This window comes from Sphaerisporangium sp. NPDC051017, assembly GCF_040683095.1.
In the GTDB taxonomy this organism is placed as follows: Bacteria; Actinomycetota; Actinomycetes; order Streptosporangiales; family Streptosporangiaceae; genus Sphaerisporangium.
In genome coordinates this window covers 1-20,591 of record NZ_JBFBCI010000097.1, presented here as the reverse complement: position 1 = coordinate 20,591, position 20,591 = coordinate 1, and the positions used below count along the sequence as shown (strand labels likewise).

At 70.3% G+C, this 20,591-nt stretch carries 7 protein-coding genes; 2 read left to right on the top strand and 5 right to left on the bottom strand.

What is annotated here, in order from left to right:
* Window positions 1-148: 148 nt before the first annotated feature.
* On the top strand, window positions 149-4,024 hold the full coding sequence (locus AB0M95_RS38910) for a DNA-directed RNA polymerase subunit beta' (RefSeq protein WP_363776127.1): 3,876 nt from the start codon (window positions 149-151) through the stop codon (window positions 4,022-4,024).
* Between the two features lie 116 nt (window positions 4,025-4,140).
* Here AB0M95_RS38910 and AB0M95_RS38905 read toward each other — a convergent pair whose 3' ends face one another.
* From AB0M95_RS38905 to AB0M95_RS38885, 5 genes are all read right to left on the bottom strand, one after another.
* A complete protein-coding gene (locus AB0M95_RS38905) occupies window positions 4,141-5,241 on the bottom strand; it encodes an SIS domain-containing protein (RefSeq protein ID WP_358524576.1) in 1,101 nt (366 codons plus the stop codon).
* A 28-nt stretch (window positions 5,242-5,269) separates the two neighbouring features.
* The gene (locus AB0M95_RS38900; RefSeq protein WP_363776124.1) at window positions 5,270-6,019 is read right to left on the bottom strand and encodes an SDR family oxidoreductase; all 750 of its coding nucleotides are present in this window, start codon (window positions 6,017-6,019) and stop codon (window positions 5,270-5,272) included.
* A 114-nt stretch (window positions 6,020-6,133) separates the two neighbouring features.
* Entirely contained in the window at window positions 6,134-6,904 is a 771-nt protein-coding gene (locus tag AB0M95_RS38895; protein ID WP_363776121.1) for a thioesterase domain-containing protein, read from the bottom strand.
* A gap of 3 nt (window positions 6,905-6,907) precedes the next feature.
* Window positions 6,908-7,699 carry a phytanoyl-CoA dioxygenase family protein gene (locus AB0M95_RS38890; protein WP_363776118.1) on the bottom strand — a complete coding sequence of 264 codons (792 nt, stop codon included), beginning with the start codon at window positions 7,697-7,699 and terminating at the stop codon, window positions 6,908-6,910.
* 35 nt (window positions 7,700-7,734) lie between these two features.
* Window positions 7,735-8,781 carry a methyltransferase gene (locus AB0M95_RS38885; protein ID WP_363776115.1) on the bottom strand — a complete coding sequence of 349 codons (1,047 nt, stop codon included), beginning with the start codon at window positions 8,779-8,781 and terminating at the stop codon, window positions 7,735-7,737.
* A gap of 687 nt (window positions 8,782-9,468) precedes the next feature.
* Here AB0M95_RS38885 and AB0M95_RS38880 point away from each other — a divergent pair.
* The coding region (locus AB0M95_RS38880) for an amino acid adenylation domain-containing protein (protein WP_363776112.1) at window positions 9,469-20,591 on the top strand (11,123 nt) is incomplete at its 3' end.

The following is a 20,591-nucleotide window of genomic DNA, read 5'->3' as shown; positions in this document are numbered from 1 at the left end:
GAGGTCCTGTCCAGCGACGGCATGTCCATCGAGATGCGCGACACCGACGAGGACGTCTTCCGTGCGGCGGAGGAGCTCGGCATCGACCTGTCCCGGCGCGAGCCGAGCAGTGTCGAAGAGGTCTGATTTTCAAGCGAGGGGATAACAAGTGCTCGACGTCAACTTCTTCGACGAGCTCCGCATCGGCCTCGCCACGGCCGACGATATCCGTCAGTGGTCGCACGGCGAGGTGAAGAAGCCCGAGACCATCAACTACCGCACCCTGAAGCCCGAGAAGGACGGTCTCTTCTGCGAGAAGATCTTCGGTCCGACCCGGGACTGGGAGTGCTACTGCGGTAAGTACAAGCGCGTCCGTTTCAAGGGCATCATCTGTGAGCGCTGTGGCGTCGAGGTCACGCGCGCCAAGGTGCGCCGCGAGCGGATGGGTCACATCGAGCTGGCCGCGCCGGTCACCCACATCTGGTACTTCAAGGGCGTCCCGTCGCGCCTCGGCTACCTGCTCGACCTGGCTCCGAAGGACCTGGAGAAGGTCATCTACTTCGCGGCCTACATGATCACGTACGTCGACACCGACATGCGTGCCCGTGACCTGCCCTCGCTGGAGGCGAAGATCTCCGTCGAGCGGCAGCACGTCGAGCAGCGCCGCGACGCCGACATCGAGTCCCGGCAGAAGAAGCTCGAGGCCGACCTGGCCGAGCTGGAGGCGTCCGGCGCCAAGGGCGACCAGCGCCGCAAGGTCCGCGAGGGCGCCGACCGCGAGATGCGCCAGCTCCGCGACCGCGCCCAGCGCGAGCTCGACCGCCTGGAAGAGGTCTGGAGCCGCTTCAAGAACCTCAAGGTCCAGGACCTTGAGGGCGACGAGCTGCTCTACCGCGAGATGCGCGACCGCTTCGGCCGCTACTTCCGCGGTGGCATGGGCGCCCAGGCCATCCAGGAGCGCCTGAACAACTTCGACCTGGCCGCGGAGGCCGAGTCGCTGCGCGAGACCATCCGCAGCGGCAAGGGTCAGAAGAAGGCGCGCGCCCTGAAGCGGCTGAAGGTCGTCTCCGCGTTCCTCACGACGCGGAACTCGCCCAACGGCATGGTGCTCGACTGCATCCCGGTCATCCCGCCGGACCTGCGCCCGATGGTGCAGCTCGACGGTGGCCGGTTCGCGACCTCCGACCTGAACGACCTGTACCGCCGGGTCATCAACCGGAACAACCGCCTCAAGCGGCTTCTGGACCTCGGCGCGCCCGAGATCATCGTCAACAACGAGAAGCGGATGCTCCAGGAGGCCGTCGACGCGCTGTTCGACAACGGCCGCCGCGGCCGCCCGGTCACCGGGCCCGGCAACCGTCCGCTCAAGTCGCTGTCCGACATGCTCAAGGGCAAGCAGGGACGTTTCCGTCAGAACCTGCTCGGCAAGCGCGTCGACTACTCCGGCCGTTCGGTCATCGTCGTCGGCCCGCAGCTCAAGCTGCACCAGTGCGGCCTGCCCAAGCAGATGGCGCTGGAGCTGTTCAAGCCGTTCGTGATGAAGCGCCTGGTCGACCTGAACCACGCGCAGAACATCAAGTCGGCCAAGCGCATGGTCGAGCGCGCGCGCCCGGTCGTGTGGGACGTGCTCGAAGAGGTCATCACCGAGCACCCGGTGCTGCTCAACCGCGCGCCGACCCTGCACCGCCTGGGCATCCAGGCGTTCGAGCCGCAGCTCGTCGAGGGCAAGGCGATCCAGATCCACCCGCTCGTCTGCACGGCGTTCAACGCCGACTTCGACGGCGACCAGATGGCGGTCCACCTGCCGCTGTCGGCGGAGGCCCAGGCCGAGGCGCGCATCCTGATGCTCTCGACCAACAACATCCTCAAGCCGGCCGACGGCAAGCCGGTGACCATGCCCACCCAGGACATGATCATCGGTCTGTACTGGCTGACCACCCAGCGGGACGACGCCGTGGGCGAGGGCCGGGTCTTCGGCTCGGTCGCCGAGGCCCTGATGGCGTTCGACCGAAACGAGCTGGACATCCAGGCCAAGATCCAGGTCCGCGTGAAGGACGTCCCGCCGCCGCGTGGCTGGCAGGCGCCCGAGGGCTGGGAGGCCGGCGAGAGCTACCGCCTGGAGACCACGCTCGGCCGCGCCCTGTTCAACCAGACGCTGCCCGACAACTACCCCTTCGTGAACTCGCAGATCGGCAAGAAGCAGCTCTCGGCGATCGTCAACGAGCTCGCGGAGAAGTACCCGAAGGTCGAGGTCGCGACGGCGCTGGACGCGCTGAAGGACGCGGGCTTCCACTGGGCGACCCGCTCCGGCGTCACGATCTCCATCGACGACGTCGTCGCGCCGCCGAACAAGGCCTCGATCATGGAGTCGTACGAGCGCAGGGCCGACAAGGTGCAGCGCGAGTACGAGCGCGGTCTGATCACCGACGAGGAGCGCCGCCAGGAGCTCATCGAGATCTGGACGCACGCCACGGCGGACGTCGAGACCGACATGGTGAACGCCTTCCCGGCGACCAACTCCGTCTGGATGATGGTCAACTCCGGTGCCCGCGGTAACAAGATGCAGGTCCGGCAGATCGCGGGCATCCGCGGCCTGGTGTCCAACACCAAGGGCGAGACGATCCCGCGTCCGATCAAGTCCTCCTTCCGCGAGGGCCTGTCGGTGCTGGAGTACTTCATCTCCACCCACGGACAGCGAAAGGGTCTGGCCGACACCGCGCTCCGTACCGCCGACTCGGGTTACCTCACCCGTCGTCTGGTGGACGTCGCGCAGGACGTCATCGTCCGCGAGATCGACTGCGGCACCGACCGCAGCGTCCCGCTGCACGTCGGCGAGCGCGACTCCGCCGGCACGCTGGTCAAGGCCGACAACGCCGAGAGCAACGTGCACTGCCGCATCCTCGCCGAGGACGTCGAGGTCGACGGCAAGATCGTCGCCTCGGCCGGTGTCGACATCAACGACCAGATCGTCACCGCGCTGGTCGACGCGGGTGTCGAGACGGTCCGGACGCGCAGCGCGCTCGTCTGCGAGGCCAAGATCGGCGTCTGCGCCACCTGCTACGGCCGCTCGCTGGCGACCGGCAAGCTCGTGGACGTCGGCGAGGCCGTCGGCATCATCGCGGCCCAGTCGATCGGTGAGCCCGGCACGCAGCTCACGATGCGTACGTTCCACACCGGTGGTGTGGCGGGCGCCGACATCACCCACGGTCTGCCCCGTGTCCAGGAGCTGTTCGAGGCGCGCGTCCCCAAGGGCGTCGCCCCGATCAGCGAGGCCGACGGCCGCATCCGGATCGACGAGACCGACAAGACCCGGAAGGTCGTCATCACGCCGGACGACGGCTCGGAGGAGATCGCCTACCCGGTGTCGATGCGGTCGCGCCTGCTGGTCCAGGACGACTCGCGCGTCAAGGTCGGCCAGCAGCTCATCGCCGGCGCCGTCAACCCCAACGAGGTGCTGCGCATCCTCGGCCCGCGGGCCGTGCAGCTCCACCTGGTGGCCGAGGTGCAGGAGGTCTACCGCTCGCAGGGTGTGTCGATCCACGACAAGCACATCGAGATCATCGTGCGGCAGATGCTCAAGCGCGTGAACGTGCTGGAGTCCGGTGACACCGACCTGCTGCCCGGCGAGCTCGTCGAGCGGCCGCGGTTCGAGGCGGTCAACCGCGAGGTCGTCGCCGAGGGCGGCACCCCCGCCTCCGGCCGTCCGGTGCTCATGGGCATCACCAAGGCCTCGCTGGCCACCGAGTCGTGGCTGTCGGCGGCGTCCTTCCAGGAGACCACGCGGGTGCTCACCGACGCGGCGATCCACGCCAAGTCGGACTCCCTGCTGGGCCTCAAGGAGAACGTCATCATCGGAAAGCTCATCCCGGCGGGTACGGGAATGTTCCAGTACCGCAACATCCGGGTCGAGCCGACCGAGGAGGCCAAGGCGGCGATGTACACCGTCGGCGGCTACGACGGCTCCGCGACCGACTACACCTTCGGCACGGGCAGCGGCGAGGCCGTCCCGCTGGAGGAGTACGACTTCGGTCAGTACAACCGGTAACCACGGAAACGGCGGGTGCCCGGAGAGCCTGGCTCTCCGGGCACCTGCCGTTTCCGGCCTTCCGCTGAAGAGGTCCGGGGCCTCTGGGCGGCCCCGTCATCCGGGTATCGCGGCCGTCACACCCGGCTCTCGTCGAGGATGGTCCGCTGGTGGTACCACGGGTTGCCGGCGGCCTCGGAGATGAGGTCGCGCGACCGGGTGTTGTGCGCCCGGCCAAGGGCGAGCGCCATGCGCTGGATGAACTCCAGCGCGGTGAAGTACTTCCGGATGAAGGTCGGCTGGTCGAGGTGGAACTGGGTCACCTCGATGTTCCCGTTCTGCGGGATGTCCTGGGTGAGCAGGCCGACCAGGTTGTCCATCTTGCGTCGGGTGTACTCGTCGTCGTCCTGCTCGGTGAAGAGCAGGACGCTGTGCTTGCGTTCCGGGTCGGACAGCGTGGCCACCTCGCTGTGGCAGAACTCGTGGAAGTAGTTGCGCGTGGCCGGGGTCATCGCCATCTCGTTGATGTGCATCTTGGCGAGCTTGAGCAGGCTCTCGTGCCACTTGGGCGAGGCGACGAGGATGATGTTGGCGTTCTCGCTGCGTTCGGCCGCCACCTGGGCCAGCTTCTCCAGGTGCGGGGTGAAGTCCTTTTCCAGGTGTCCGGGCAGGGCCTCCACCGATCGGCGGTGGTCCTCCTTGATCAGCCCCAGCCTCAGGAACATGTCCAGCAGGATCGCGAAGTACTGCCCCACGTGGAACAGGGGGTACTCGCGGTCGGGGTCGCTCAGTTCCCAGCGCGCGATCGAGATCCCGTCCTTCCGGCCCAGCTCGGCCAGGCGGCCGCCGGACGTGAGCAGGAGCGTGCGGTGCTGCTTGTCCTTGAGGGCCTGCAGCACCCTTATCGGTTCCTCGGAGTGCCCGCTGTAGGAGCTGATGATGAACAGCGTCCGCTCGTCCTCGATCACCGAGCGCGGCAGGAGGTAGGTGAACTCGTAGTCGTTGAAAACGTAGATCTCCAGCTCACAGCCGGCCGCTTTGAGGAATGTCTGGATCACGTCGGAGACGATCGCCGAGCAGCCCATCCCGGAGAAGACCACCCGGGTGAAGTCTCCTGCCGCCATACGCGCTCTGAGCTGGTCGGTCACCTCCGCCACCGAGTATTCGTGCCCTTTGAGAAAACCGGCCCGGTAGCCGTTTCTCAGGAAAGCTTCATAGCGGTCCAGACGCGACAACACGGGTCATCCCTTTCGTTCGAAGAATTCATTACCACATGAATTGGCCGCCATCGACGATGAGCTTCTGTCCTGTGATGTAACGGGCCTCATCGCTGAGGAGGAACTCCAGTACCGCCGCCATCTCGTCGGGCGAGCCGATCCGGCCTTGGGGGATCTCGGCGAGGAGGCTCGCGAGATGTTCGGGTTCCGCGGTCCGATAGCGCGTCCTCATCTCCTCGGTGTCGATCATGCCGGGAATGAGGCAGTTCACCCGGATGGTCGGCGCCAGTTCGAGAGCGAGGCACTTGGTCATGTGAAGCAGGCCGGCCTTGGAGGCGCAGTAGTTGACGCCGTTGAGCCGCGGCCTGATGGCCGTCGTCGCGCCGACGGTGACGACGCACCCGCCGCCCGCCGCCAGCATCGCCGGGGCGAAGGCCCTGGTCAGGTAGAACGGTCCGGAGAGGTTGGCGTCGATCACCTGGCGCCAGTCCTCGTCGGTGATGTCGAGGAACGGCTTGTCGATGTTGCGGCCCGCGTTGTTGACCAGCGCCCAGGGGGTGCCGTGGTCCTCCAGGACGGCACGGCTCACCTCGGCGGCCACCCGTGGATCCGACACGTCCGCGCGGATCGCGACGAAGCCGTCTCCGATCTTCTCCGCCGCGGCACGGGCGGACACCTCGTCGTTTCGGTACAGGGCGACCACGCGGTAGCCGCTCTTGACGAGCCTCCAGCTGAAACTCAGCCCGATTCCCTTGGTGCCACCCGTCACGACCGCGAGCCGCTCGGCCGGGTTGTCCATCAAAGCCTCCTCACTCCAGGCTCACCTTTCACGGCTCACCTTCATCAGCCGGCGGCGATCCGGGCACCGCCGTGTACCTGCCGGCGCGCGCCGGTCCCTCGGGTCCCCTCGGGGTCAGACCGCGGAGCGGCCGTTCCGGTCGGCGCCCACGGGCATGGCGGCGATCAGCTCCTGAAGCTCTCCTGGGCAGTGGAGGAACTCGAAGTGCGAGCCGGGGAGCGTGCGGTGCTCCAGCCGCCGGGCGACCCGTTCCCAGCCGGGGAAGACCTCCTCCGAGGGAACGATGGTGTCCTCGGTCCAGCCGACCACGGTGACCGGCACCTCGATCTCGTGGCCCGGCGGATGGCGGTAGGCACGCTGCACGACTTGGTCGTGCCGCAGGAGCTCAGCACCCATGGACGCCATTTCGGGGAGCAGCGTGCTGCCCATCTGGCGGGCCATGGAAACGATCTCCTGGACGAAGTCGTGCGCGTCGAGGTCGACGAAGTTCAGCCTCCCGTACAAGCCGGCGTCGGGCGCGCCCCACGACGACGCGATGATCCACAGCGGCAGGGAGCCGGCGTGCTCCGCGAGGTACCGCGTGGTCTCCAGCGCGTACGGGACGGCGCCGCAGTGACCGAAGAAGGCGAACGGCCGCCCGCCGAGCTCCCCGATGAACCCGGCCAGTGACTCGGCGAACTCCCAATGGGTCCGCGGGCTGGGCTCGCGCAGACGGTTCTCGCGTCCGGGCGGCTGCAGCGCGCAGACGGTCATGCCGCCGATCTTCCTCGGCCAGCGCCGGTAGGAGGTGGCTCCCACGCCGGAGTACGGCAGGCACAGCAGAAGGGGGGAATCGTCGTCGGGAACCGCCATGAGATTCCAGCGGCCCGGCCGTACCTTCCTCATCGGTTACGCTTCGCTCACTCGCGTGCGATCAAGCCCCAACCTGATCGCCCTCTCCACCGGAGAGTACGCGCCGTCCGCGCGGTGGAGCTGCAGAGGGCTGGAAGGCAGCAGCGCGGGCTGCGCCATGAATCGCGGCTCGGTGCCGTGGTGCGGCTGCGCGGCGTGGACCAGGAACGGGTGGCACAGATACACCGTTCCCGCCTCCCCGACCACCTGGGCCTCGGGCAGGTGGTCGGTGCCGTCGAGCTTGTCCAGGAGATAGTCCAGCGAGATCCCCTCCTCGCCCGCGTGCTCCAGCAGGGGAGGGATGTACAGGTGGGAGCCGAGCCGCATCCGTGTCGGAGCGTCCTTGTCGCCTGTGTCGGAGAACAGGAAGAGCATCAGCAGTGCCCGCTCGCGCGAGCTGACGTTGATCCAGTACCACCCCGGTGTCGGGCCCTTGTAGCTCCCGTCGACGTGCCACATGGTGTCGCCGGGGTCGGCGCCGAGGGGGAACCTGATCGGGAACGTGCCCATGCTGGCCGGGGGGACCCAGCGTCCCTCGCCGCAGATCTGGTCGAAGGCGCCGAGCAGGCGCGGGGTGTTGGCGGCCTGCCGGAAAGGCTCGTCCTCGCGGTCCCAGACGCGGACGACGGGCTCGGTCCAGGTCGTGCGGTCGTCGGGGTCGGCGTCGATGGAGTTCCAGAGCAGCGTGCGGCAGGTCTCGGCGAGCTCGGCGGAGAAGGCGCCGTCGACGCGCACGACCCCCTCCTCAACGAACTGCTCGACCTGGGCATCGGTGAGTGATTTGGCCATGGGATTCCTTTCTTCGCTGTCTGGGGGAGGGGGTGTCAGGACGGCTGGGCCGGCACGCAGGTCAGGAGGGCGGACCCCGACGGGGTGTGCCGCACGGCCTCGATTCGCATGCCCGAGGCCGCGACGAGATCGGTGAACTGGCTGATGGTGCGTTCCTTGCTGCCGAAGACCACGAGCATGTGCAGGTTGACGGCGGCGTCGGGGTAGTCGACCGTGCCGTCTCCGGCGACGCGGTCCACGATGAGGACCCGTCCTCGCGGCCCGGCGGCCTCGGCGCACCGGCGCAGGATGTCGAGGGCTTCGGAGTCCGCCCAGTTGTGGAGGACGTGCGCGAGCACGTATACGTCCCCGCCCTGCGGGACGGAGGTGAAGAAACTGCCTGTCACGACCTCGGCCCGGTCGCCCACCCCGGCCCGGGCCAGTGCCTCGCGTCCCTTCTCGGCGGTGGCCGGCAGCTCGACCAGGGTGCCGCGCAGGCCCGGCCTGGCCGTGAGCAGCTCGATGAGCAGGTCGCCGGAGCCGCCCCCGACGTCCACGACTCGCGTCACGCCTTCCCAGTCGTGGCCGGTCACGATGTCGGGCGCCCAGAAGGCGGCCATGGTCGTCATCAATCCGTCGAAGGAGGAGGCGAGATAGGGGTCGGCGGCCATGTCCTCCCAGAGCGACCGGCCGAACACCTTCGGGTACGCGGCCTCCCCGGTGCGCACTGTTTCGAGCAGGCCGGTATAGGACAGGTCGAAGCGGCCCCCCGCGCCGTTGAGGTCGAGGGAGCCGCGCAGGCGCGCGGGGTGGTCGCTGGTCAGTATGTGCGCCGCCGCGGTGAGCCCGAAAGTGCCGGCGGTGGGTTCGGTGAAGATTCCCTTGCCGGTCAGGAAGCGCATGAGGGACAGGAGCGCGTCGGGGTTCGTGCCGGACTTCGCGGCGAGGTCACCGATGGCCGCGCAGCCCGAGGACACCAGGTCGGGCAGTCGCAGCGTGGCCGCGACCCGGATGGCCAGCGGTGACACGACGTCGCACAGCCCGATCAGGCGCTCCATGTCCTGGGGGCCGGTGTCCTCCCCCGTTGCGGTTTCCGCATTCACCGGATTCCACCCTTTCTGTCGACAGGCTTGCGCATGCATTGGCAGGCCACCGGTATGGCGAAGCGCATGGATTGGCATTAGACGGCTTTGTTTTCCGGCTGTGGGACCGGGCCCAACTCTGGTGTCACGGGCTGCGGACGACGCCGTCCGGCATCGCTTTGAAATGGTCGCGCAGGTCAAGTCGATGTTTGACGATGTGGGCAGCCGGCGGCGGGAAACCGTGTGATCCGCGGCCACTGACGCAGGCTAACGCGGCACCCGAGGATATGCCAACCCTTGGGGCTGGCTACGCCGATCCTGATTGTTGACTGCTGAGTCGACTTGTATTGACTGGGATCATAAAGCCATTTAGCGCATGACCGAGTGTGGCGACGTCTCGGCGGCCGGCCCTCGCGATGCCTTCATTTCTCGGCATATTGCCTGGTCAGGAGGCTGTTCGCGTGCCGGAGCCGCCGGTTCCGCTGTAGCGATATGTAATTGCGCCGGTACGGATTGCCGTCGTCGCGCGTCGAACTACATTGGTTCATGACTGTATGTCAACCCCTTGACTTAACGGATTTGACTCTGGTGGTATCGACCCGAAGCAGTGGTCGAGCCGCATCCTGAAGCGGCGCAGCGATATTCGCGCCGGATGGACGGCGTTGCGAGTCGAACGCAATGACCTCGGGGGTTTAACTCTTGATGAATTTGCCTATCAAGTTTGAATTACAGGCTGCCAAGACCCCGACCAGGGGGGCGGTCAGCTTCGAGAACGAGACACTCGCGTACGCCGAACTCAATGAACGCGCCAACCGTCTCGCCCACTACCTGATCGGGCGGGGAATCGGGCCGGAAGATGTGGTGGCGCTGGCGTTCCCCAGGTCCGCCGACCTGATCGTCGCGATCCTGGGCGTTCTGAAGGCCGGTGCCGCCTACCTTCCGCTCGACCCCGACCACCCCGCCGAGCGCATCGCGTTCATGCTCGGCGACGCCCGCCCCGCGCTCGTGCTCGGCTCCGACGCCATGAGCGTGTCCTCGGACGTGCCCCAGGTGGTGCTCGCCGACCCCGCGGTGGCGGCGGCGATGGCGGACCAGCCGTCGGCCGATCCCACCGACGAGCAGCGACTGCACAGGCTGACCCCCGACAGCCCCGCGTACGTCATCTACACCTCCGGCTCGACGGGCCGTCCCAAGGGCGTCGTGATCCCGCACCGCAACGTGCTGAGGCTCTTCACCGCCACCGATCGCTGGTTCGGGTTCGGGCCGGACGACGTGTGGACACTGTTCCACTCCGCCGCCTTCGACTTCTCGGTCTGGGAACTGTGGGGCGCGCTGCTCCACGGCGGCCGGGTCGTCGTGGTGCCGTACGAGACCAGTCGCTCTCCCGACCGCTTCCTCGGCCTGCTGGTCCGCGAGGGCGTCACCGTCCTCAACCAGACCCCATCGGCGTTCTACCAGCTCGTCCAGGCCGACCAGAACAACCCCGAGCTCGGCGCGAGCCTCCGCCTCCGCACCGTCATCTTCGGTGGCGAGGCGCTGGACCCCCCGCGGCTCGCCGACTGGTACCGGCGGCACGCCTACGACGCGCCGCGCCTGGTCAACATGTACGGCATCACCGAGACGACCGTCCACGTCACCTACGCGCCTCTCGACGACCCGGCGAGCATCGCCTCACCGGCCAGTGTGATCGGCACCGGCATCCCCGATCTGGTGACCCACGTACTGGACGAGCGGCTTGCCCCCGTGCCGGACGGGACGGTCGGCGAGCTGTACGTCGCCGGTGGTGGGGTGGCCCGCGGCTACCTCAACCGGCCCGGCCTGACCGCCCAGCGGTTCATCGCCGGCCTCGACGGCGTTCCCGGCGCCCGCATGTACCGGACCGGGGACCTCGTCCGGCGCAACGCCCGTGGAGAGCTCGAATACCAGGGCCGCGCCGACGGACAGGTCAAGATCCGCGGGGTGCGCATCGAGCCGGGCGAGATCGAGTCCGTGCTGGCCGAGCATCCGGGCGTGGAGCAGGCCGCCGTGATGGTGCACCAGGACGGCGCCGACGACCGCAGGCTCGTCGCCTACGTGGTGCCCGGCTCCGGGAGCGTCCCGGTGTCCGAGGATGCCGTGGACGAGCACGTCGCACACTGGCAGCAGGTCTTCGACGCCGAGTACGCCGACGCCGCGTCGGCGCTTTTCGGCGAGAACTTCGTCGGCTGGGCGAGCAGTTACGGTGATGGCGCGCCGATCCCGCTCGACCAGATGCGCGAGTGGCGCGACACCACGCTGGAACGCGTCCGCGCGCTGCGTCCTCGGCGGGTGCTGGAGATCGGCGTGGGCACCGGGCTCCTGCTCGCCCACCTCGCCCCCGAATGCGAGACCTACTGGGGAACCGACCTGTCGTCACAGGTGATCACCGCGTTGCGCGCCCAGGTGGAGCGGGACGAGCGCCTGGCCGGCCGCGTGGTCCTGCGGAGCCAGGCCGCCCACGAGGTGGACGGCCTCCCCGAGGGCACGTTCGACGTCGTCCTGATCAACTCGGTGACCCAGTGCTTCCCCAGCGGCCAGTACCTGGTGGACGTTCTGCGCGCCGCGGTGCGCCTGGCCGCCCCCGGCGGGGCCGTATTCGTCGGCGACATGAGGGACCTGCGTTCGGTGCGGCTCTTCCGCGCGGGCATCCAGCTCGACAAGGCCCTCCCTGGTGACGACCTGGTCGCCGTCCGGCACGCGATCGAGCGGTCGCTGCTGCTGGAGAAGGACCTGCTCGTCGACCCCGACTTCTTCGCCGCCTTCTGCCGGACCGAACCGCACGTCCGCGGGATGGCCGTCGAGATCAAGAAGGGCCGCCACCACAACGAGCTGACCCGCTACCGCTACGACACCGTCCTCTACAAGGACTCGCCGGCGCTGAAGGACCTCGGCTCCGTGCCCCCGCTGCGGTTCGGCCGCGACATGCCCGATGTCCCGGCGCTGGCGCGGCGGCTCGCCGCCGGAGACCGGGAGCCGATCAGGCTCGAAGGCGTGCCCAACGGGCGGCTCGTCCACGAGATCGCCGCCGTCCGCGCGCTCGACCACGGCGCCGGGCTCCCCGAGGTACTCGACGCCTTCGCGTGCCATGGTGGCGTGGACCCCGAGGAGCTCTACGACCTCGGCGAGAAGTACGGATACCGCGTCCACCTGACCTGGGCCAGGCAGCTCGGCGAACTGGACGCCGTGTTCCTGCCCGCCGGGGACGCGCCGGAGGACGTGCGGCCCTTCGCCACCTACCGGCCGGTGAACGGGGACGGCGACCCCGTGGCGTTCACCAACAATCCGGTCGCCTCACGCGACAGCGTGGCGGTCGGCGCCGCCGTACGGGCCTTCGCCCGCGAGCGGCTGCCGGAGTACATGGTGCCGTCGGCCGTGGTGGTGGTGGACCGGTTGCCGTTGACGCCCAACGGCAAGCTCGATCGTGCCGCGTTGCCTACGCCCAGCTGGGAGAGCGGCGGTGGGAGAGGGCCGCGCGATCCTCGCGAGGAGGTGTTGTGCGGGCTGTTCGCCCAGGTGCTGGGCGTGGAACGGGTCGGCATCGACGACGGCTTCTTCGACCTGGGCGGCCACTCGCTGCTGGCCACCAGGCTGATCAGCGCGATCCGCGACACGCTGCACGTGGAGCTGCCGATCCGCGCGCTGTTCGAGGAACAGACGGTGGCCGGGCTCAGCGGGCGGCTGGACGCCGAGGCCGATGTGCGCCCCGCCCTGACGCCGAGGACACGCCCCGAGCGGGTGCCGCTCTCGTTCGCCCAGCGACGGCTGTGGTTCCTGAACCGGCTCGAAGGTCCGAGCGCCACGTACAACGTGCCGTGGGCGCTGCGGTTTCACGGTGCGCTGGATGTGAAGGCGCTGCGTGCGGCGCTGGCCGACGTGGTGGCGCGGCACGAGGCGCTGCGCACGGTGTTCCCCGAGCATGACGGTGAGCCTTACCAGGTGATCCTGAGTCCGGACGAGGCAGAGCCGGTTCTGGAGATCGTCGAACGGGCGGATCCCGCCAGGCTGGAGGAGTCGCTCGCCGCCGCCGCGCGCCGCGGGTTCGACCTCGGCGGCGAGTTGCTGGTGCGGGCCAAGCTCTTCGTGCTCGGGCCGGACGATCACGTGTTGCTGCTGCTGATGCATCACATCGTGTGTGACGGCTGGTCGGCGGCGCCGTTGTCGCGGGACCTGATGGTGTCGTACCAGGCGCGGCGTGCGGGTGTGCCGAACGCCTTGCCGGAGCTGCCGGTGCAGTACGTGGACTACACCTTGTGGCAGCGGGAGTTGCTGGGGGATCCGGATGATCCGCGCAGTGTGCTGGCCCGGCAGACGGCGTACTGGCGGGATCGGCTGGCGGGGCTGCCCGAGCAGATCCAGCTCCCGGCCGACCGCTCCCGCCCCCCGGTCGCCTCGTACGACGGTGACATCCACGCCTTCGCCTGGGACCCCGACCTCCACCGCGACCTGAGCGCCCTCGCCCGCGAGTCGGGCGCCAGCCTCTTCATGGTGCTGCAGGCGGGCCTCGCCGCGCTGCTCTCCCGGCTCGGCGCGGGGACCGACATCCCCATCGGCACGCCCATCGCCGGCCGCACCGACCGCGCGATGGACGACCTGGTGGGGTTCTTCGTGAACTCGCTGGTCCTGCGGGTGGACACCTCCGGCGACCCGAGCTTCCGCGACCTGCTCCAGCGCGTGCGCGAGACCGCGCTCGCCGCCTATGCCAACCAGGACGTGCCGTTCGAGCATCTCGTCGAGGTGCTCAACCCAGGGCGGTCTGTGGCCTACCAGCCGCTGTTCCAGGTGGTCCTCGCGTTGCAGAACGCCCCCGACGGCGTCGAGGGCGGCGACGTGGAGATCGTTCACCACGAGGCGCTCACCGGCAAGTCGCGCCTCGACCTCGTCGTCCGCGTCCACGAGGAGACGCGGGGCACCACCTCCGCGCTGGCCGGCGTCGTCGAGTTCAGCACCGACCTGTTCGATCGGGACACCGTGGCCGCGCTGGTGGGCCGGCTGGAGCGGATCCTGTGCGCGGTGGTGGCCGATCCCGGGATCGTGCTCGGCCGGCTCGACGTGCTGGGGGACGACGAGCGGTCGGCGTTGGCGGTCGCGGGCTCCGGCGGGCCGCTCCCGCTGGATGCGGCCTCCCTCGCGCTGGGCGATCTGTTCGCGGCGCAGGTGGCGCGGAGCCCGCACGCGGTGGCCGTGTCATCGGGGTCATCGGGGACGCCGGGGCCGGTGTCGTTGACGTACGCGGAGCTGGACGCGCGGGCGTCGGCGTTGGCGGCCCGGTTGCGTGCCGTGGGGGTCGGTCCTGAGGCGGCGGTGTTGCTGCTGATGGAGCGGTCGGTGGACCTGGTGGTGGCGGTCCTTGCCGTGATCAAGGCCGGTGGCGCGTACGTGCCGATCGACCTGCGCTTCCCGGCGTCGCGCGTGGAGGCGATGGCGGCGGAGACCGGTGCGCGGGTGGCCGTGGCCGACCCCTCGCTGCTCCCACGTGTGCCCGCCGGAGTGCGCGGAGTGTGCGTCGGGGAAGACGCCGGCGCCCTTGCCGGGGACGACCCCGTGACGGTGGCCGGCGGCGATCTGGCCTACATCATGTACACCTCCGGGTCGAGCGGGACGCCGAAGGGCGTCGCCGTCACCCATCGCGACGTGGCCGCGCTCGCCCTCGGTTCGACGCGCGAGGCCGCGGCCGGAGGGCGGGTGCTGTGTCATTCGCCGGTGGCCTTCGACGCCTCGACGTTCGAGCTGTGGGCGCCGCTGCTGTCCGGCGGCGAGGTGGTGGTGGCTCCGGCGGGTGAGCTGGACGTGTCCGTGCTGGCGAAGGTGATCGCCGGTCGCGGAGTGACGGGGTTGTGGGTCACCGCGGGGTTGTTCTCCGTGCTGGCCGAGGAGTTCCCCGGGTGCTTCGCCGGGGTGAGACAGGTGTGGACGGGTGGCGACGTGGTCGCCCCGGAGGCCACGCGCCGGGTGCTCGCCGCGTCCCCCGGGGTGCGGGTGGTCAACGGGTACGGCCCCACGGAGGCGACGACGTTCGCGCTCTTCCATCCGGTGGACGAGCTGGCCGCCGACGCGGTGGTGGTGCCGATCGGGCGGCCCTTGGACGGGATGCGGGTGTATGTGCTGGACCGGTTCCTGCAGCCGGTGCCGGTGGGGGTGGTCGGTGAGCTGTATGTGGCCGGTGCCGGTGTGGCCAGGGGGTATGTGGGCCGGGGCGCGCTGACCGCTGAGCGGTTCGTGGCCGAGCCTCATGGTCCCGCGGGGTCGCGGATGTACCGGACCGGGGACCTGGTTCGCTGGACGGCACAGCGCGTCGTGGAGTTCGCCGGCCGAGCGGACTCTCAGGTGAAGATCCGTGGGTTCCGGGTGGAGCCCGGCGAGGTCGAAGTGGTGCTCGCCTCCCATCCCGGGGTCGAGCACGCACTCGTCATCGCCCGGGAGGACACCCCTGGCGACAAACGCCTCATCGCCTACGTCGTGCCGGACGGAGAGGCGCCCGCCGACCCTGACGTCCTGCGCGCGTACGCGCGGACGCGGCTCCCCGAGTACATGCTGCCCGCCGACGTGGTGACCCTGGACCGGCTCCCGCTCACGCTGAACGGCAAGCTCGACAGGGCGGCACTGCCCGCCCCCGCGCCCGACCTCGCCCGGGGCCGGACGGCGCGCACCGCGCAGGAGGCCGTCCTGTGCGCGTTGTTCGCCGAGGTGCTCGGCGTCCCCGAGGTCGGGATCGACGACGCGTTCTTCGACCTCGGCGGGCACTCGCTGCTCGTGACGCGCCTGCTCAATCGAATCCGCACCGTGCTCGGCGTCGAGATCCCCACCCGGGTCCTGTTCGAGACCCCCACGGTCGGCGGGCTCACCGCCCGGCTCCCCGAGGCGTTCGGCGGCCGGCCGGCCATGAAGCCGCGCCCGCGCCCGAGCCTGATCCCGCTGGCGTTCGCGCAGCGCCGCCTGTGGTTCCTGCACCGGCTGGAAGGGCCCAGCGCCACCTACAACATCCCCATCGCGGTCCGCCTTTCCGGCGAGCTGGACCAGGCGGCGCTGCGGACCGCGCTGGGCCACCTCGTGGCACGGCACGAGACGCTGCGCACCGTCTTCCCCGACACCCGGGGGGTTCCCAGCCAGCGGATCCTCGACCCGGCCGAGGTGCCCGTCCGCCTGGAGACCCGGGCGGTGGAAGAGGACGCGCTGCCGGAGGCGCTCGCGGCGGCGGCGAGGTACGCGTTCGACCTGACCCGTGAACCTCCCGCGCGGTTCCACCTCTTCTCGCTCGCGGCGGACGAACACGTACTGCTGGTGCTGCTGCACCACATCGCGGCGGACGGCTGGTCGCTCGCCCCCCTGGCCCGAGACCTCGGCGCCGCCTACAACGCCGCCCGGCGAGGCGAGGAGCCCGCCCTGCCCGAGCTGCCCGTGCAGTACGCCGACTACGCGCTCTGGCAGGGGGAGCTGCTCGGGGATGCCGGCGACTCCGGCAGCCTTCTCGGCGCGGGCATTGATTTCTGGCGGAGGGCGCTCGAAGGCGCTCCCGAGGAGCTCATGCTGCCCGTGGACGGCCTCCGGCCCGCCGTCGCCGACCACCGGGGCGACTCGGTGCGCGTCACCCTCCCCGCCGGCCTCCACCAGGCGCTCGCGGGGCTGGCGCGGCAGTGCCGGGTGAGCGAGTTCATGCTGATGCAGGCCGCCGTGGCCGTCCTGATGACCAAGCTGGGCGCCGGGGAGGACATCCCGATCGGCAGCCCGTTCGCCGGGCGCGGCGACGAGGCCCTGGACGACCTCGTCGGGTTCTTCGTCAACACCCTGGTGCTTCGCGCCGACACCTCGGGCGAGCCGACGTTCCGCGAGGTCGTCGAGCGTGTGCGGGAGGTGAACCTTTCGGCGTACGCCCACCAGGACATGCCGTTCGAACGCCTCGTGGAGGAGCTGCACCCGCAGCGCTCGCTCGCCCGCCACCCGCTCTTCCAGGTGTTCCTCGCCTTCCGCGCGGCCGAACCCGCGCCGTTCGACCTGGACGGGCTGACCGCGGCGCACCAGCACGTCGACCTCGGCGCGGCCAAATTCGACCTCGCCTTCGACCTGGCCGCCACCTACGCGCCCGGCCGCCGCGCCGGTCGACCTGGGCCGGACGGGATCCACGTGGTCCTGGAATACCGGACGGACCTGTTCACCCGGTCCACCGCCGAGAGCGTCGCCACCCGCCTCCTCGCGCTGGTGGAACAGGTGGTCGCCGACCCCGACCGGCCGATCGGACGGCTGGAGATCCTCACGGCCGGGGAACGGCGGAAGATCCTCACCGTCTGGAACGACACGGCCCACGAGGTGGAGCGGCTGGACGACACCGTGACGGGGCGGTTCGCCGCTCAGGTGCGCCGGACGCCGGACGCCGTCGCCGTCCGCGCGAACGACGGCCAACTGACCTACTGCGAGCTGGACGAGCGGGCCAACCGGCTGGCGCACCGGCTCATCCGGCTCGGCGTGCGCCCGGAGGACGGCGTCGCCGTATTGCACGGCAGATCGTCCGGCCTCGTCGTGGCGACCTTGGCGATCCTCAAGGCCGGGGGCACCTATGTCCCGCTCCACACCGGTTACCCGGTGCGGCGGATGCGGCTCGCCATGGAGGAGACCGGCGCCACCGTGCTTCTCACCGACCAGGAGACCCCGGCCGAGGAGCTGGCGAGCGGTGTGCCGGTCGTCCACGCGGACGACCCCGGCCTCGCGAGCGAGCCGCACACCCCGCCGGCCACCGAGCCCAGGCCGGACCGGCTCGCCTACGTGATGTACACCTCCGGCTCGACGGGAGCGCCCAAGGGCATCGGCGTCACCCACAGGGACGTGCTGGCCCTCGCCCTGGACAGGGTTTGGGCGTCGGACGAGTCGTCGCGCGTCCTGCTGCACTCGCCGTACGCGTTCGACATCTCCACCTACGAGCTGTGGACGCCCCTGCTGACCGGCGGGCGGATCGTCGTCGCTCCGCCGGGCGAGATCAACGCACACGACCTGCGCCGCGTCATCGAGGACGAGGGGGTCACGTCCCTGCTGGTGGCCGCCGGGCTCTTCGGCGTGGTCGCCGACGTGCTGCCCGAGACGTTCGCGACGGTCAGGCGCGTGCTCACCGGCGGTGACGTCGTGTCGCCCGTCGCCGTGCGCCGCGTCCTCGACCACTGCCCCGGCACCGAGGTGACGGCGCTGTACGGGCCGACCGAGATCACCCTGACCTGCACGTCCCACCTCATGCGGGCGTCACGCGAGGTGCCCGGCGGCGTGCCGATCGGGCGGCCCATGGACAACCGGTCCGCGTACGTGCTCGACGCCTTCCTCCAGCCCGTCCCGCCCGGCGTGCCCGGCGAGCTGTACATCGGCGGCGAGGGCGTGGCCCGCGGCTACGTGCGGCGTGCCGCGCTGACGGCCGAGCGGTTCGTCGCCGACCCGTTCGGACCGGCGGGCGCGCGCCTGTACCGGACCGGCGACGTCGTGCGCTGGAACGCCGCCGGCGTGCTGGAGTTCATCGGGCGCACCGACGACCAGATCAAGATCCGCGGCTTCCGCGTCGAACCCGGTGAGGTCGAGGCACTGCTCGCCGAGCGCCCCGACGTCGTGCGCGGCACGGTCGCCGTACGCGCCGACCACCACGGCCACAAGCGGCTGGTCGCCTACATCGTGCCCGCCCCCGGCGAGAGGCCCGACCCCGGCGACGTGCTCGCCGGCCTGGCCAACCGGCTGCCGGACTACATGGTGCCCTCGGCCGTCGTGACGCTGGAGCGACTGCCGCTCACCCCCAACGGCAAGCTGGACCGCGCCACGCTGCCCACGCCCGGCTGGGAGGCCGGCGGGCGGGCGCCGGGCACGCCGCGCGAGGAGGCCATGTGCGCGCTGTTCGCCGAGGTGCTGGGCGTGGAGCGCGTCGGTGTGGACGACGACTTCTTCGACCTCGGCGGCCACTCACTGCTGGCCATCCGGCTGACCGGCGAGATCCGCGAGACGATGGGCGTGGAGGTGTCGCTGCGCGGCCTGTTCGAGGCGTCGAGCGTCGCCCGGCTGCTGGAGCGGATGGACCACGGCGGCGAGACGCGGCTCGCGCTGGAGAGGCGGGAGCGGCCCGAGCGGATCCCCCTGTCGTACGCGCAGCGCCGGTTGTGGTTCCTCGACCGGATGGAGGGCCCGAGCGCCACGTACAACGTGTCCTGGACGCTGCGGATGCGCGGCCGGCTGGACCCCGAGGCGCTGCGGGGGGCGCTCGGCGACGTGGTCGCCCGGCACGAGGCGCTGCGGACCGTCTTCGAGGAGCTGGACGGCAACCCGTACCAGGTGATCCTGGCCCCCGAGCGGGCCTTCTCCGCCTTCGAGGTGATCCGGGTGGACGTCGCCGGGCTCCAGGAGGCCATGAACCGGGCGTCGCGCCACGTGTTCGACCTCGCCGGGGAGATCCCGATGCGGGCGTTCGTGTTCACGACCGGGCCCGAGGAACACGTCCTGCTGCTGCTCATGCACCACATCGTCTGCGACCACTGGTCGCTGACCCCGCTGGCCCGCGACCTGGCCACGGCCTACCGGGCCCGCCGGTCCGGCGAAAGCCCCGAGTTCCACGACCTGCCCGTTCAGTACGCCGACTACGCGCTGTGGCAGCGCGAGGTGCTCGGTGACCAGGGCGAGGACGGAAGCCGCCTGGTCGAGCAGCTCGCGTACTGGCGCGGCCGGCTCGCCGGGCTGCCCGAGCGGATCGCGCTGCCCGCCGACCGCCCCCGTCCTCCGGTCGCTTCGTACCGCGGGGACGTGCTGACCTTCGGCTGGGACGCCGAGTTGCACGAAGGGCTGCTGAGGCTCGCCCGGGAGCACGGTGCCAGCCTGTACATGGTGGTACAGGCGGGTTTCGCGGCGCTGCTGTCGCGGCTCGGCGCGGGCACCGACGTGCCGGTGGGCGTGCCGATCGCGGGACGCGGCGACCACGCGCTGGACGACCTGGTGGGGTTCTTCGTCAACACGCTGGTGATCCGTACCGACACCTCGGGCGAGCCGTCGTTCGCCGAGTTGCTCGGCCGGGTGCGGGACGTGGCGCTGGAGGCGTACGCCAACCAGGACGTGCCGTTCGAGCACCTGGTCGAGGAGCTGAACCCGGCCCGGTCGATGGCCCACCACCCGCTGTTCCAGGTATCGCTGGCCGTGCAGAACGCGCCCGCCGAGGATCTCGGGATCGCCGAGCTGGAAACCGGGCCGGGCCCGGTGCCTCGGACGGGCATCTCCAGGTTCGACCTGTTCCTGAGCCTGACCGAGCGGCATGGCACGGCCGCCGGGTTGGACGGGGTCGCCGAGTTCAGCACCGACCTGTTCGACCAGGCGACCGTCGAGGTGCTGGTGGAGCGGTTGCGGCGGCTGCTGGCCGCCGCGGTGGCCGATCCTGGCCGTCGGGTGGGGGCGCTGGAGATTCTCGACGCGGCGGAGCGGGATGTTCTGCTGGTGGAGCGTAATGCCACGGCGGCGCCGGTGGAGGCGGTGACGGTGCCGGATCTGCTGGCGGCCGAGGTGGCGCGTAGGCCGGAAGCGCCGGCGGTGGTGGCCGCCGACGGTGAGTTGACCTTCGCGGAGCTGCATGAGCGGGTGAACCGGCTGGCCCGGGTGCTGATCGGGCGTGGCGCGGGTCCGGAGCGGGTGGTCGCCATCGTGGTGCCCCGGTCCATGGACATGATCGTGGCGTTGCTGGCGGTGATGACGACCGGGGCGGCGTATCTGCCGATGGATCCTGAGCATCCGGCGGAGCGGCTCGGGTACATGCTGGCGGACGCGGACCCGGTGGCCGTGGTGACGACCGGGCAGGTGGCCGGGCGGCTCCCCGCCGG

Bases quoted from the DNA above. Each gene is read 5' to 3' on its own strand.
- AB0M95_RS38900 (WP_363776124.1), bottom strand. From the start codon at position 6,019: ATGGACAACCCGGCCGAGCGGCTCGCGGTCGTGACGGGTGGCACCAAG.
- AB0M95_RS38895 (WP_363776121.1), bottom strand. From the start codon at position 6,904: ATGAGGAAGGTACGGCCGGGCCGCTGGAATCTCATGGCGGTTCCCGAC.
- AB0M95_RS38890 (WP_363776118.1), bottom strand. From the start codon at position 7,699: ATGGCCAAATCACTCACCGATGCCCAGGTCGAGCAGTTCGTTGAGGAG.